The sequence below is a fragment of the Paenibacillus sp. JNU01 genome, from assembly GCF_059130585.1.
In genome coordinates, this window is record NZ_CP169723.1 from 523,900 (window position 1) to 538,750 (window position 14,851).

A 14,851-nucleotide genomic window follows, 5' to 3' on the forward strand; every position below is an offset into this window, starting at 1 on the left:
GGGCAGCGGATTTCATAATCACGCGAGAATCAGGGCATATCCCGTCATGGGATGCTCTGTGTCTTCGCGCGGGTTATGATACAAAAAGAGGCTACTTGTCAGTGTAAAACCTGATGAAGTAGCCTCTTTTTTCTGCTTTTTTTGGTATCAGATACACTTTATGTTGGGGGTATTCTGATGAGCAAACAAGATCAAGAGTTTTCATGGCAAGCGGTGCCGAAAGGACAAAGAAACAACTTTTGGAAGACGTTATCCGTCATGCTCGGTTTTACATTTTTCTCAGCAAGCATGCTGGCAGGAGGCACATTGGGCGTCAGCTTGACGTTCATGGAGTTCATTGGCATCGTGCTTGCAGGCAATCTGGTGCTTGGTATCTATACAGGGGCACTGGCCCATATCGCTGCCAAAACAGGCTTGTCCACACATTTGCTCGCTAAGTATGCATTCGGTGCAAAAGGGTCGTATCTGCCTTCGTTCCTGCTAGGCTTCACACAGGTCGGATGGTTCGGAGTCGGCGTAGCCATGTTCGCCATTCCAGTCGCGAAAGCGATGGACTGGAACGTGTATCTGTTGATCATCATATTTGGACTTGCCATGACGGCATCGGCCATCTTCGGTATGAAGTCTCTCGTCATTCTCGGATATATCGCGGTTCCTGCGATTGCCATTCTCGGTGGTTACTCCATGTTCGAAGGTGCAGGTTCGCTGGGAGGTCTGCAAGGGTTGCTTGAATACACGCCAACACAGTCACTTACTGCTGCGGCCGCATTAACGATCTGTATCGGATCATTCATCAGTGGCGGAACACTGACACCCGATTTTGCCCGGTTCTCCCGGACATCCAAACAGGCAGTTACCGCAACCGTTATTGCTTTTTTCCTGGGCAACTCGCTTATGTTTCTGTTCGGAGCAGTTGGCGCAATGGCGTATAACCTGGCTGATATCTCGGAGGTCATGTTCCTGCAAGGATTGATCATCCCGGCGATCATCGTTCTGGGCTTGAATATCTGGACGACCAACGATAATGCACTGTACGCTTCAGGTCTTGGTTTTGCCAACATCACCAAAATTTCAAAGAAATTCTTCGTCGTTGTTAATGGCATCGTCGGTACCGTATTCGCCATGTGGATGTACAACAACTTCGTCAGTTTCCTGAACGTACTTGGCGCGGCGATACCATCCATCGGAGCTATTATTATTGCAGATTACTTCATTGTGAAACGTAGAAACTATAAGCCTTTTGCGGATATGTCTTTCAAAAATGTAAACTGGGTAGCGCTCGTCGCTTGGGCCATCGGCGTGGCATTCGCTCAACTGGCTCCTGGCGTAACACCATTGAATGCACTGCTTGGTACAGCAGTAGCTTATATCATCTTGATGTTGATTGTTCCTGCCAAAGAATCCAAAGAAATGGGGAAAATAAATGATTATACAGAACGCAAAATTGCGGGGTAAAGAAGGATTATGGAGTATTGTTGTGAAAAACGGGAAGTTCGAACAAATCACACAATCACTGGAAGTGACCGACAATGAAGAGATCCTTGATGTCAACGGATCACTTGTACTGCCACCATTTATCGAACCTCATATTCATCTCGATACAACGCTAACAGCAGGCGAGCCGGAGTGGAATCTAAGCGGAACGCTGTTCGAAGGCATCCAGCGCTGGTCAGAGCGCAAGGTATCCCTGACGCTTGAGGATGTCAAAACACGTTCCAAAACGGCGCTAAAGTGGCAATTGGCACAGGGCATCCAGCATGTAAGGACTCATGTGGACGTTACAGATCCAAGCTTGATCGCAGTTAAAGCGATGCTTGAAGTCAAAGAAGAAATGGCTCCATATATGGACATTCAGCTTGTTGCTTTCCCACAGGAAGGCATTCACTCTTATCCAAACGGTGCGGAATTGCTGGAGGAGTCACTGAAAATGGGCGTTGACGTGGTCGGTGGTATTCCACACTTCGAATTCACGCGGGAATACGGCGTTGATTCCATGAAAGTTGCGTTTGATCTGGCTGAAAAATATGATCGGCTCATTGATATCCATTGCGATGAGATCGATGACGAGCAATCTCGTTTCGTAGAAGTCGTTGCCAAGGAAGCTTACGAACGTGGACTCGGCTCACGCACAACGGCAAGTCACACAACAGCAATGGGGTCGTATAATGACGCTTATACGTACAAATTGTTCCGTCTGCTTAAGATGGCTGATTTGAACTTTGTCTCTAATCCGCTAGTCAACATTCACCTGCAGGGACGTTTCGACACGTATCCGAAGAGAAGAGGTCTGACACGTGTTAAAGAGTTGCAGGAAGCAGGTCTGAATGTATGTTTTGGTCACGATGACATTTTCGATCCGTGGTATCCGCTGGGTACGGGCAACATGTTGCAAGTGCTGCACATGGGGATTCATGCGTCGCAGTTGCTTGGTTACGACCAGATCGTGAATTCGCTTGATCTCATTACCAAAAACAGCGCAAGAACGTTACACATTGAAGATGTATACGGTATTGAAGAAGGCAAACCCGCTAACTTTATCGTACTTGAAGCAGAGAACGAGTATGAGGCTGTTCGCAAACAAGCCGGTGTACTGTATTCCTTCAAAGGCGGTCGTAAAATTGCGGAGTCGAAACCGAGGGACACTTCAATCATTTTTGAAGGCAGTTCAGAGAAAGTTACTTTCAATAAATAATCACACTTTCCTTGAAAGTCGCTATTTTAGCGGCTTTTTTTCTTTTTTGTACGGATCACACCGTGCATTATACAACCCAACATTTAACTTACCTTAAGGTTTCCACTAGCAGCTTGCTTCCCGCCTTTCTTACGAACAAAGCTAAGAATCAGCAGCAGCAGTGGTAACAAACCAAATAAAAAAATGGACATATTACCAAGAAAATCGCCCAAAGCTAGCGTTTCCTCCAGGTTTTTGGGTAAATAAGCAATCAAATAGAGCACGGGTAACATCGCAAATTGTATTCCGGTAATATTTTTGAGACGAAACAAATCTCGAATACCAATGGATGCAAAATAGTGCTTGAAGGCATAGGTTGCAAAAATTTGCATTAGCCAAAATACGATGAAAAGCGATTCATAGCGCTCAAATAAAAATCCTTCAATTTCAAAACTCCGAACCATATCAAACGTTGGCCACATCCGTGTCTCAACACCCGACAGAGATAAATTCCCCACGACTGTAACAATTGTTACCATATATATAATCGTACATATAAGTATACTGAAAATAGCCGTCTTATTACTTGCCTTCACGTCTGTCATATAAGCTGTGACGATGAGCAAAACTTCATATCCGGAATAGGAGAGACAAGAAGGCTTAAGTCCCTTCAATACAGGCATAATCCCCTCACCTAGCATGGGTCTGAGATTATTGATATCAAACATTTTCGTACTCAAAAGGAATACCAGTGCGAGCAATGCCAGCGTAACGGGCAGAACGATTGAAAAGACACGAATGATGACCATAAGACCACCCGTTAGCATGTAAATACCAATCCACAAACTAACCATAATGGTGACCCAGCTAGGGGTACGCTCAAGGATGTACATACTTGTAATTTCAGCCATGACTCTGACTTCGAATGAACATAGAACAATAAAATATACGATAATTAGAATTCCTAACAGATAAGAAATCCATTTTCCCGTGATTTCAGGAATAAACTCGAACACCGTTTTACCGGGGAATCTGCGACATAACGTTACAAGAAGAAGGCTGATTGTCATTACGATCAAACCAGCCAGAATGACGGAGATCCATACATCTGGTGTTTTTACCGCCTTGCCAATCGTACGAGGAAGCGTTAGTATTCCTGCACCAAGGATGGAGTTAATAACTACAATTATTACTTCAGAGGTACTGATTGTTGTTGCGGATGTCCTCACAGGCTTCACTCCAAACTGGGAAATTTGTTTGTAGTGTTACCCAATGAAGTTATTTTATGTTATTTAAAATAAATAGAAAAAAAGTGCAGGTTGTTTTCGGTCTGTTCGTAATTACACACAGTATCCTAATAAGTTCATGAATTTGTCTCACTAGTTCAGATATTTCTTGCGAAACAGAAGGGGAGATATTCCAACATTTCGCTTGAAACAGGTAGAAAAGTAGGGAGAATATTGAAATCCTATTTCAGTCGCAATACGATCTATCGACCATTCCGTCGAAACCAGAAGCTGTTTGGCCCGCTCTATCCTGAATTGATGTAAATATTGAACAGGTGTCACACCGTACTTCATTTTCATGCAACGAACGATGTAGCTAGGGTGGAAGTGCAATGCTGACGAGAGAGTTTCATTGGTGATCTCCTCTTGGTAGTTCTGTTGCAGAAATAAGGCTACGCTCTCAGCAAGGCGTGAAGCAGGTGTCTTGGCCATATCTGAGGTGTCATTTTCGAGTATAGCCAAAAAACGGAATAGCAGCTGTTGCTTCTCCCAGAAGGATTCTCCCACGGGCAATAGTACAAGCTGGTGCATCATATCAAATGCGAGCTGGGGGTTTAGCAATGTGGTTTTCTTAGGTATTCGTATGGACTTAGGCTTATCAAATGGCGATAGCGGAATTGCTGCTTCCGACTCTTCTATTAAGGGACCTTGATGCCAGTCCACATGCTCAAAATGAACCCAGTAAAACGTTGCTTCCTGTTCGCAGGGCCTGAACGAGTAATGCTCACCTTCCGGCAGTAATACTAGTGCATCACCTGTAGCAAGTGTCCATTCCGACCCGTTCTCACCGATATGTAGTTCTCCATCGACCACGAGTAGCACATCAAACAGGCCGAAATTTCTTCGATTCGGATGACGGTCTCCTACACGAAACGTTGAACGACCAGATTCCCAGTAATATGGAAGGGGTGGGGTTTGTAACGCAACAATGAATTCTTTGTCCAATGAATCAACCTCATTTTCAGTGTCATTTTGTATAGAAAAAAGCTCATTCCATTACTATTATGGCTTTACGAAAAAGCATATACTCGACGTTGTAAAGAGTCAAATTTTATAAATTCGAGGTGTGTGTAATGGGACAAAAGCAAATTGAAATTCAAGACCAATTTTGGAATACATATTCTGATCTTGTACGAGAAACAGTCATTCCCTATCAATGGGAAGCTCTGAACGACAGGGTGGAGGACGCTGAACCTAGTCATGCCATTCGAAATTTCCGTATTGCTGCTGGCTTGGAGCAAGGCGATTTTGGTGGTTGGGTATTTCAGGATAGTGATCTCTACAAATGGTTGGAGGCCGTTGCTTATTCGCTCCGTCACCATCCCGATCCGAGGTTGGAGCAGATCGCCGATGATTCTATTGAATTGATCGCTCAAGCTCAACATGACAATGGTTATCTGAATACCTATTTCACAATCCAGGAACCTGGGAGACAATGGACCAATCTTTATGAAGCGCATGAACTGTATTGTGCAGGTCATCTAATTGAAGCCGCAGTTGCGTATTATCAGGCGACAGGCAAGCGTAGATTACTCGACATCTCTTGCCGATTCGCTGATCTGATTGATCGTATGTTCGGACCCAAGCCCGGACAGATAAGAGCTTACTGTGGGCATCAGGAAATTGAGTTAGCGTTGGTCAAGCTTCATACCATTACAGGTGAAGAGCGATATCTGAATCTTAGTCGGTTCTTCATAGATGAACGTGGTAAACAGCCTAATTATTTTATCAAGGAGTGGGAAGGTGGTAACCGGACAAACATCTGGTCCCATGGAACGCCTAATCTGGAAATGTATCAATCTCACCTTCCTGTTCGTGAGCAAAAAGTAGCGGTTGGGCACTCTGTTCGGGCAGTTTACATGTACACAGCGATGGCTGATCTTGCGAGATTAACAGGTGACGACGGACTGAAGGAGGCCTGTGAACGACTCTGGTCGAACACAACAGGCAAACAAATGTACATTACCGGCGGCATTGGTTCGACACATCTCGGGGAAGCTTTTACGTTTGATTACGATCTTCCGAATGATTCCGTATACGCAGAGACCTGTGCTTCCATTGGTTTGATTTTCTGGGCGCGCCGCATGCTTCAATTGGAAGCGAAGAGTGAATATGCAGATGTTATGGAGCGAGCGCTGTACAACAATGTTCTCGGTAGCATGTCTAGGGATGGGAAGCATTTCTTCTATGTCAATCCACTTGAGGTATGGCCAGAAGCAAGTCTGAAAAATCCAGATAAACATCACGTCAAGCCCGTCCGACAAAAATGGTTCGGTTGCTCCTGCTGTCCTCCAAATGTCTCACGCTTACTAAGTTCATTGGACGATTATATATACGATATATCAGAAGAAGAGAGATCGATCTATACTCATCTGTATATTGGAAGCAAAGTTTCCTTTCAACTTGCCGACAGTACAATCACATTGCATCAACGTTCTAATCTGCCTTGGAACGGTCATGTTGAATTCTCGGTTCAGCTTCCCAAGGATAGCGAATCTGTCGAATTTGAACTTGCGCTACGTATACCGGATTGGTTCCAGGAGGAACAGCCCGTGTTGAAGGTGAATGGAGAAAGACAAGATTTTCATATTAAGAATGGGTACGCAAAAATAAAGAGAAGTTGGTCAGATGGAAATATAGTAGAGTGGTTGCTTCCGGTTAAGCCAAATTTAATTGCTGCACACCCATCCATTCGGGCAGATGCTGGCAAAGTAGCCATTCAACGCGGCCCGCTCGTGTATTGCATCGAAGAAGCAGACAATGGAGCCCCGCTCACTACAATCGCGTTGGCTGCGGAGCCACAATTAACGGAGTATGCTGATCCAGATCTACTAGGTGGTTGTGTCGTTGTAGAGGGGGTCGGTCGTGTGAATGACGACAGCGATTTATGGTTAGACGGGATACCGTACCGTTCTTATATTAATCAGAGAAAGGCTTTACGTTTTAAGGCCATTCCCTATTATTTGTGGGGGAATCGCCAGGCTGGTGAGATGAGCGTATGGCTACGTTTTTAAAGAGGACGTAGGATCACTGGAGGCTTTTTTCGCAGTCACTTTCCAAATAAGCATAATAGAAAAAACGAAGGCATTGACCTTCGTTTTTTTTCTGTTTTGATGAACTCCACCGACTAGTCATTCTGATAAAACTGAATTTATGTGACAATCATGACTCATGACATTTGGATGCTGCTAACCGTGGAGATATTCAAGTTCTGACAGACATAATCAACAAGTTCAGGAAAACCGATAAGTGAGCAACTACAGCCCAATATTGATAAAAAAGTTGCGAAGCTATGCTGCTTTGGATATGATTAATTAATTGATGATTAAGATAGTGAGGTAGAAAAAATGATCGCAAGAACAGAAGAAGACTTTAATGGTTTGAAAGAAATCGGAAAAATTGTTGGTGCTATTCGAGATGAATTAGTACAAAAAACAGTTCCAGGCATAACAACTAAAGAGCTTGATGATCTAGCCGGAGCACTTTTTGAGAAAGCTGGTGCAGTGTCTGCTCCAAAAAGTGAATATAATTTCCCGGGATTTACTTGTATCAGTGTTAATGAAGAAGTGGCACATGGTATTCCGGGAGAGCGGGTTATTCAAGAAGGGGACATCGTGAATATTGATGTGTCCGGCTCCAAGAACAGCTATTTCGCAGATACTGGAATTTCGTTTGTCGTAGGCGAAGGTGAAGAAGTATTAACGAAAATATGCGACGTTGTTAAACTGGCATTCGAAGCAGGACTTAAGAAAGCAAAACCGGGCTCCAAAAAAAGTGGAATCGGAAAAGCGGTATTCCAAACGGCCAGACAGCATGGACTAACGGTTATTAAAAACCTTACGGGGCATGGTGTTGGACGTGCGATACACGAAGCCCCTGACCACATCTATAATTATAATGATCCATCGGATGATGAATTGTTAAAAGAAGGCATGGTTATTGCATTCGAGCCATTTGTCTCAACTTCAGAAGAAGAAGTATTCCAGACCGGAGACGGCTGGACCTTTGCTACTAAAAACAGCCATGTAGCTCAGATCGAACATACGATTATTCTTACTAAAAATGGTCCAATTATTGTTACTCAATAAATTTGTGCAAACTTGAAGTCGCTAAATTTAGCGACTTTTTTGTTTTCTTGTGTACGTTATAGCAGATCGTAATATCTACGTTAACTTATTAATTTATGTTGAATTTATGGAAGGATTTAACGTATATTTAGGATCTGATGAAAAATAAGAAATCCCCCTAATGTTTCCTGTTATAATTTTGTAGTTTTATAGATTAACATAGCAATTCCAATACATATGTTTACTATTATAGTGCGGGCAGTGGTGAGGTAATGCGAAATGAAAATGAAGCATGTACATTCAACTTTTTCCACTCAGACTTGAAAGGATCGTAATTGTGCTAAAAATAATTAATTTTCTTCTCTTCTTGCTAATCATTTGGGTAGTCATTTTTTATCCTTTTCGTTTGGTTTGGTTTGAAGGTGTAAAACAGATTCCTGCAGACCTTCATGGTGTTTATTTACTTTTCTTGTTCTTTGGATATCTGATCATTTCATCTGCTATGGGACTTATGGTTGGCAAGATGTTTTTCAAACGAAAAGAACAGTAAGTCTGAGTAAAAATAATCAGCCTTTTAAGCCATGTATTCTCCAAAACAGGAGGCGACATATGAATACCATTCTGAAAGTTATAGAAAAGCTAAAGTTGAAGGTCTTACATATTGAAGATGTTCCAGAGTCATATAGTTCTGATGTATACAAACTTACTCTTGTCAGTGGAGAAAATGTATTTGTGAAAATCCCATTTAATAAGGATAAACTATACCGTGAATTTCAGATCCTCGAACGATTGAAGGGTGTAATACCTGTTCCTAAGGTATTGGACATTTGGTACGGGGATGAAAGTGCTGTTGGAGCGTTGCTCCTTTCAGCACTTCAAGGTATGCCTTTTACAGGAGAGATGGATGAGCGTCTTTCTTATCAGATTGGCATGTATCATGCTATGCTCCATGAGGTTAAAACTTCTGGGTATGGTTACCATGGAACTGATGGTTTTAAGTTACTTGACCAAAATAATTGGAGATTATATATCAAAAGTAACTTTGAAAAGTGGAAAGAGCCCTGTAAAGAAATTCTCGACTCTGAATTGTATGAGAGATGTATTCATCACTTTGATGGTGTTTTCTCTGCTTTACCGCATCCTGACGGACCATGCATTGTTCACATGGATTTTAGACCAGGTAATATATTAGTGAATGGTAACGAGGTTGCTGGTATTATTGATTTCGAGAGCGCTCGTAGCGGTTCCTCGGAAATAGATTTCACAAAAGTGAATCGATATATTTGGAAAGTCAATCCGAGAACTAAGATCCCGTATATTAAAGGCTATGAATCAATTCGACCTATGTTGGATCTGGAAAGAGTGCTGCCATTTTACGATCTGTACGATGCTTTCAGCGCAGTTGTTTGGTGTAAAAATAGAGGCATTGAAAAAAATCGTAGATTCCTTCAGGAGAATATTCTTATTTTAAGGAATTCAGTGGGTTATTGAGTAGAATTGATTATATATGATAGGGCTTAATCTCATATGTACTCCATATGATTGTATGCGGTTTCAAAACACCCTAATTGATATAATAAATTCCGTAATTACACCTGGCTTCAAAATAAAAAAATTTGATGAGCATCGTGACTGGGAAAACGAAAATATCCAATGGAAATTTACAATTGAGGCAAATAAATAAATTGAAGATTTATCCCTAGAAAATTTGCTCTTTTGTCGGAGTGACTTTTTCGTGCAGAAATTGCAAGGTATTCATTATGTATTTCCCATAAGCTTACCTTGAAGGGAGGGACTACTACGATGGATTGGTTGGACAGGATGAATGGTGCCATGGAATATATCGAATCAAATCTAGCGGACATTATTTCAATTGATGAAATAGCACAGAGAGCCTGTTGCTCTACCTATCATTTCCAGAGAATGTTTCCATTTATTACTGGCGTATCATTATCGGAGTATATTCGACGTCGACGGTTGACATTGGCAGCATTCGAACTGCAGACAACAGAATCAAAGGTTATTGATGTAGCTATGAAATATGGATATGATTCGCCGGAGGCGTTTGCACGAGCCTTTAAGAATCTTCATGGTATTATGCCTACATCTGCACGCAATACAGGCAACTCTCTAAAAGCCTATCCTCGAATGTCCTTTCACATTTCAATCAAAGGGGATGTCGAAATGAATTACCGTATTGAGCAAAGAGATTCGTTTGAGATGTTTGGAGTATATGGGATTATCAATGCAGATCAGAAAACAGCATTTGCTGAAGTACCTCAATTCCGTATAAAATGTGATGATGATGGCAGCGTTGATCATATGAATGACTTACTGGGACGTTTTGGTGATACCATGTTGCATGCCGCCCTCTATGATCACACGAAAGAATCTTTCAAATACATGATCTGTTATCATGCACCTAAAGGACTTGAGATTCCAGAGAGATTCACAAAACTTGCTGTCCCAGCATTAACGTGGGCGGTTTTCCCCGAGCCGCAAAGTGATATGCAAAAACTATGGGTACGAATCTATTCTGAGTGGTTTCCGACATCTGAATACGAACAGGTTGAGGGCCCTACTTTCGAAATGTATTATGGAATGGCACGGCATGGAAATGTTTCAGGAGAAATCTGGATACCGGTGAAGAAAAAATAACGCACTGATGTTTGCGAAATGCAGGCATTAACGAAGAAGACAACGGAATAAATTCAGCGTATAGTATGGGTCATCCCCACAAAGGATGGCCCTATAACTTGCCGTTACAGACAGCGCCATTAGAGGGAAAGGGAAGATTGTTTGATTATATTATCTTGAGGGGGTTAGATATGGATATTAAAATACGAGAAATAATATCAGATGATTATGCTGAGGTTGTTTTTTTATGGAACGATGTGCTTGGAATGAGCAATGTTAATATTGCAAACTTTCGAGAGACTATGGAAGAGATGAATAGGGAAGGGAATTATAAAACATTTGTCGCATTAATAGAAAATGAAGTGGTCGGATTTGTAACTATTGTTCAAGCTTTATCTGTTGGCGTTCCAATTGGTTATCTACATATTCAAGGTCTTGCGGTTAAAAGAAATGTTCAACACAGGGGAATCGGAACAAAATTACTAAGACAGACTGAAAATTATGCCAAAGAACGGGGAATAGCAAGTATTATATTATGTAGCGGAGTTAAGCGAATCGAAGCCCATGCTTTTTATGAACATAACGGCTATGACAGAGATTCATATTGCTTCGATAAGATGATCGAACTAACTCAAGGTTAAACGGCACTAAATAGGCCCAACTCACTCTGTAATCACAAGAGTAGGATGTTGGGCTTTTTCCGTACTGCATTACATATATCATTAAAACAACCTATACATACGAAGTCATTGATGGATTATATTTCTTCGGTATTGATAAGGCGTAACTCCGTATTCCACTTTGAACAACTGGATAAAATATTGATTTTTTTTGTAACCGACCATTTGCGCGATATCGTGGACCCGGAGTTCCGAATCTTGAAGCAATTGAGAAGCTTTCTCCAGCCTCTTCCTGGAAATGTAGTTTGACACATTTTCGCCCGTCTCCTGTTTAAACAGTTTGGAAAAGTAGACCGGATGCAGATGTGCAACTTTCCCCAGTTCATCCAAGCTAAGGCCATGTGACAGATGATCTTCGATATACGTTTGTACTTTATCGATGATGGTTTGAATGGACATCTGTTTGTTGTTTGTGATCCGACTGACCCGTTCCATGAGAGTTGACGATAGTTCATCAGGATACTGTAACTGGTTGAATATCCAATCCACGGTCTCGGAGGTATCACGATCCTTATCCGTCAGATACACATATCGAATGATCTCCATGAGAAAGATTACTTTTTGCTTTCGGGAACGGATATGATCATATTTTTTAATAATGTGTCCGGCTGACTCCCCATCACCACATGATGGAGAATGGTTGAATATGGCTATGAAGTCTTCTGAGTGTACATCTTCATTAAGGAAGAACCTGTAGAATATCTGTCGGGTCATGTTTCGATCAGTTAACAAAAATGGAGGAGACACGACCGATTGCTCCAGTTTGATAGTCAGTTCTCCAGCAGCTTCTTCCGGAATAAAAGCAGTCAGTCGGGTTCCAGTAGCCCATACTAGACGATCCAATTTGTCTCCGACAGCATATTTTATAACACTCTCCTGTTCTTGTGTGAAACCCTCCAGCTTGAGACAGCAAAAATGGCGTCCCCCTAGAAATGTAGTATAAGCCTCATACTCCTTACTTAATGTCCCGTTATGACCCAGCAGCGAGAGCAGAAACGCCAATCCATCGAAGTTTTCCCATACAATAGATTGGGCGGGCCTTGTCTTTGCAATATTGTTAATGGCTTTGGACATGGCTTTCTCCACGTCATCTTTATCGACAGGTTTGAGCAGATAGTCGAGTGCACCCAGACGAATTCCCTGTTGCGCATATTCGAACTCGGAGTAACCGGAGAGGATGATAACTTTGGTTGACAAGCCATGTTGGTGGACATGTTGAAGCAGATCGATACCAGAGACTTCGGGCATTCGGATGTCAGTAATCAGAATGTCGATGTGATTTTGAGTCAGCATGTCCCTTGCTTCAATCGAATTGGTCATCGTCTCGATCTGGTCAATGCCGAAAGTGTTCCAATCGAGCAAATGCTTCATGTACTCCACGACGTAATGTCCGTCATCCACAATTAATAAACGCATATCAGCTATCTCCTTTCATCTCGGGAATACGGATGAGCAGCAGGACGGACAAGCCGCCCCAATCATTGGTAGTAAAATGTAACCCACTACGTTCGCCGTACGTATTTTTCAGACGTCGATTTACATTCCAGAGCCCTACACCTTTGATTCCTTCAGGCGGGGAGTCGCTCTCAAGCCGAGTCTCCAGGTTGCGGATATCGTCCAGTGAAAGACCCTTCCCGTCATCAGAGACCTTGATCGTTATCGCATCCTCCGTCTGTTTTACATCAATAGTTACTCGATGGGCACCTTGTTGTCCTTCAATCCCATGTTGAATCGCATTTTCAACTACGGGCTGGATGATCAGCGGCGTGAGAGAAAGGGAGGCCAGCTCCGGCGGAAGATCAATGCTGTACTCCATTTTTTTGCTAAGCGCCATAATAATCAGGAAATGTTCTGCAAACTGAAGCTCGCTTTCCAGCGTGACCTCATGCTGATCCAATTTGGTTAAATAACGATAATATTCAGCTAGATGTTTGCTCATGCGCATGACCGAATCAGGTGAAAACTGGGCCACCGACATGATGAAAAACAAACTATTGTACAAAAAATGAGGGTTGATCTGAGCCTGGAGTTGTTGAAGTTCCGCACTTCGCCTGAGCTCCGTTTCGGTCTTCAAGGATACGAACAGATCCTGGATCTCGGTAACCATATGATTAAAACTTTTAAACAGGCTGTAGAATTCTCTATCCGTATTTTCGGTAATACGCGTGTTGTGATTGCCTTGTTCAACCTGTGAAAACTTTCGCTCCAACAAACGAATATTACGGTAATAGTTCCGGTAAAACGTAAAGATCACAACCAGCCCAAGCGTAAAAACGGCTAAAATACTGGCAAAAAAAACCTTGCGATTGCGGTCAAGCGGCTGCAGGAAATCATTCGTCTGTGTATATGTAATCAGATAGGCATCGATGGATTCAATATATCGGGAAAGAACATAGTAATCGTCCGAATTGGTGTGATAATCATATTTTAAAGTGACCTCCGGCTGTGGAGAAACCATATCGGTAACCGCTTTCAAGAGTTCGTTATCGACTTCTTTTTCACTCCATAACTGATCAGTGTTAAACAGAAATAGAGCGTTTGAGCTGTCATTGTTTACAGCCTTTTTCAGCAGATTTTTCAAATAATCGGTATTCAGCTTTACCCCAACAACGTACTGAGTCGGTTCATTTTGTCCGGATTTTTGGATGTAAGGATAGAGGGCAAAGTAATACAAGCTATTGCCGACGATTTGCCAACCCCGTTGATGAACATCCTTGAAAGGAATTCGTGCCTCTGGCGTATTGTTCGTGGACAGAAATGTTTCTTCAGACTTCCAATAGATGCCGATGGACTCGATGGAGCGACTGGATAGAAGCGTTTGCCGCAAGCGATCAACGATATCGTTTTTCTTCATTTGCGAATCGTAATTGCTCAGCTCGATCACATGCCTCTGATAAAACCGGACATCACTGTCAGCTGCATACTGAACCCCGTACATATTTGCCTCGTACATCACTCCATCAAGAATTCCTTTCACATAATCAAGCTGGTTTTTGGAAGCGCCGATCAGATTTTCTTCCAGTGTCTTGGAACTCAATTGATTCATTACGAAAAACAAACTCAACGTTAACAACAGAAAAAAAACAAAAAAATAAATGAATCGTTTCATATACATTTTTCTGATCATATGTGGTTCCTTTCATAACGCCAAACGTAGTAGTGCAAACTCCAGATCGGATTATCCTTAATATAAGCCAAACCTTCGAAAAGCGGAAGGGCAGCATAGGCAATACATGAAAGCGGTTTTAAATTGCTTCAGGTTGGGGTGATGATCTTGAAATTTTGGCATTTTGGAATGAAAGCGCTTTTGTTAAGCTTATCTTCAAGGATCGCTTTTGAAGAGCCATCATAGAGGAGGTATGCAACATTAACGAAACTGTGCCCGCCAGATCCCCGAAAAAAACAAAAACAAAGATTCCCCAGCCATCTTCATTGAAAAAGGAACTTAAGAAAAGCTGGCCTTTGTACGTACTGTGTATTCCCGCTTTTGTGTTTGTCTGCATCTTTTCC

The 14,851-nt window shown here is 42.3% G+C and carries 11 protein-coding genes; 7 read left to right on the top strand and 4 right to left on the bottom strand.

Translation table 11 applies throughout. The features are described 5' to 3' along the window. Window positions 1–177: 177 nt before the first annotated feature. Together codB and NLBNIHML_RS02115 are read left to right on the top strand one after the other, a co-directional pair. Window positions 178–1,455 carry a cytosine permease gene (gene codB, locus NLBNIHML_RS02110; protein ID WP_494353640.1) on the top strand — a complete coding sequence of 426 codons (1,278 nt, stop codon included), beginning with the start codon at window positions 178–180 and terminating at the stop codon, window positions 1,453–1,455. Continuing rightward, entirely contained in the window at window positions 1,424–2,692 is a 1,269-nt protein-coding gene (locus NLBNIHML_RS02115) for a cytosine deaminase (protein WP_494353641.1), read from the top strand. The genes codB and NLBNIHML_RS02115 overlap by 32 nt, the downstream gene beginning before the upstream one ends. An 83-nt stretch (window positions 2,693–2,775) precedes the next feature. Here the strand turns inward: NLBNIHML_RS02115 and NLBNIHML_RS02120 are convergent, their stop codons facing one another. Beyond that, window positions 2,776–3,900: a GerAB/ArcD/ProY family transporter gene (locus tag NLBNIHML_RS02120; protein ID WP_494353642.1), complete on the bottom strand. Its 1,125-nt coding sequence runs from the start codon at window positions 3,898–3,900 to the stop codon at window positions 2,776–2,778. Between the two features lie 150 nt (window positions 3,901–4,050). Further along, window positions 4,051–4,902 carry a helix-turn-helix domain-containing protein gene (locus NLBNIHML_RS02125; RefSeq protein WP_494353643.1) on the bottom strand — a complete coding sequence of 284 codons (852 nt, stop codon included), beginning with the start codon at window positions 4,900–4,902 and terminating at the stop codon, window positions 4,051–4,053. A 128-nt stretch (window positions 4,903–5,030) separates the two neighbouring features. Between NLBNIHML_RS02125 and NLBNIHML_RS02130 the strand changes: the two genes are divergently transcribed. The 5 genes from NLBNIHML_RS02130 (at window position 5,031) to NLBNIHML_RS02150 (ending at window position 11,302) form a co-directional block, all read left to right on the top strand. Then, window positions 5,031–6,971, top strand: coding sequence for a glycoside hydrolase family 127 protein (locus NLBNIHML_RS02130; protein WP_494353644.1), 1,941 nt, complete (start codon window positions 5,031–5,033; stop codon window positions 6,969–6,971). Window positions 6,972–7,304: 333 nt separating this feature from the next. Continuing rightward, window positions 7,305–8,045 carry a type I methionyl aminopeptidase gene (gene map / locus NLBNIHML_RS02135; protein WP_339242788.1) on the top strand — a complete coding sequence of 247 codons (741 nt, stop codon included), beginning with the start codon at window positions 7,305–7,307 and terminating at the stop codon, window positions 8,043–8,045. Between the two features lie 588 nt (window positions 8,046–8,633). Continuing rightward, window positions 8,634–9,515 (top strand): phosphotransferase family protein, encoded by an 882-nt coding sequence (locus NLBNIHML_RS02140; RefSeq protein WP_494353645.1) that lies wholly within the window; start codon window positions 8,634–8,636, stop codon window positions 9,513–9,515. 312 nt (window positions 9,516–9,827) lie between these two features. Then, window positions 9,828–10,682 carry an AraC family transcriptional regulator gene (locus tag NLBNIHML_RS02145; protein WP_339302399.1) on the top strand — a complete coding sequence of 285 codons (855 nt, stop codon included), beginning with the start codon at window positions 9,828–9,830 and terminating at the stop codon, window positions 10,680–10,682. A gap of 170 nt (window positions 10,683–10,852) precedes the next feature. After that, window positions 10,853–11,302 carry a GNAT family N-acetyltransferase gene (locus tag NLBNIHML_RS02150; protein WP_494353646.1) on the top strand — a complete coding sequence of 150 codons (450 nt, stop codon included), beginning with the start codon at window positions 10,853–10,855 and terminating at the stop codon, window positions 11,300–11,302. Between the two features lie 105 nt (window positions 11,303–11,407). On the opposite strand, the gene NLBNIHML_RS02155 is transcribed toward NLBNIHML_RS02150, so the two are convergent. Beyond that, on the bottom strand, window positions 11,408–12,757 hold the full coding sequence (locus tag NLBNIHML_RS02155) for a response regulator (RefSeq protein WP_494353647.1): 1,350 nt from the start codon (window positions 12,755–12,757) through the stop codon (window positions 11,408–11,410). A gap of 1 nt (window position 12,758) precedes the next feature. Next, window positions 12,759–14,387 (bottom strand): sensor histidine kinase, encoded by a 1,629-nt coding sequence (locus tag NLBNIHML_RS02160; protein ID WP_339242798.1) that lies wholly within the window; start codon window positions 14,385–14,387, stop codon window positions 12,759–12,761. Between the last annotated feature and the right edge of the window lie 464 nt (window positions 14,388–14,851).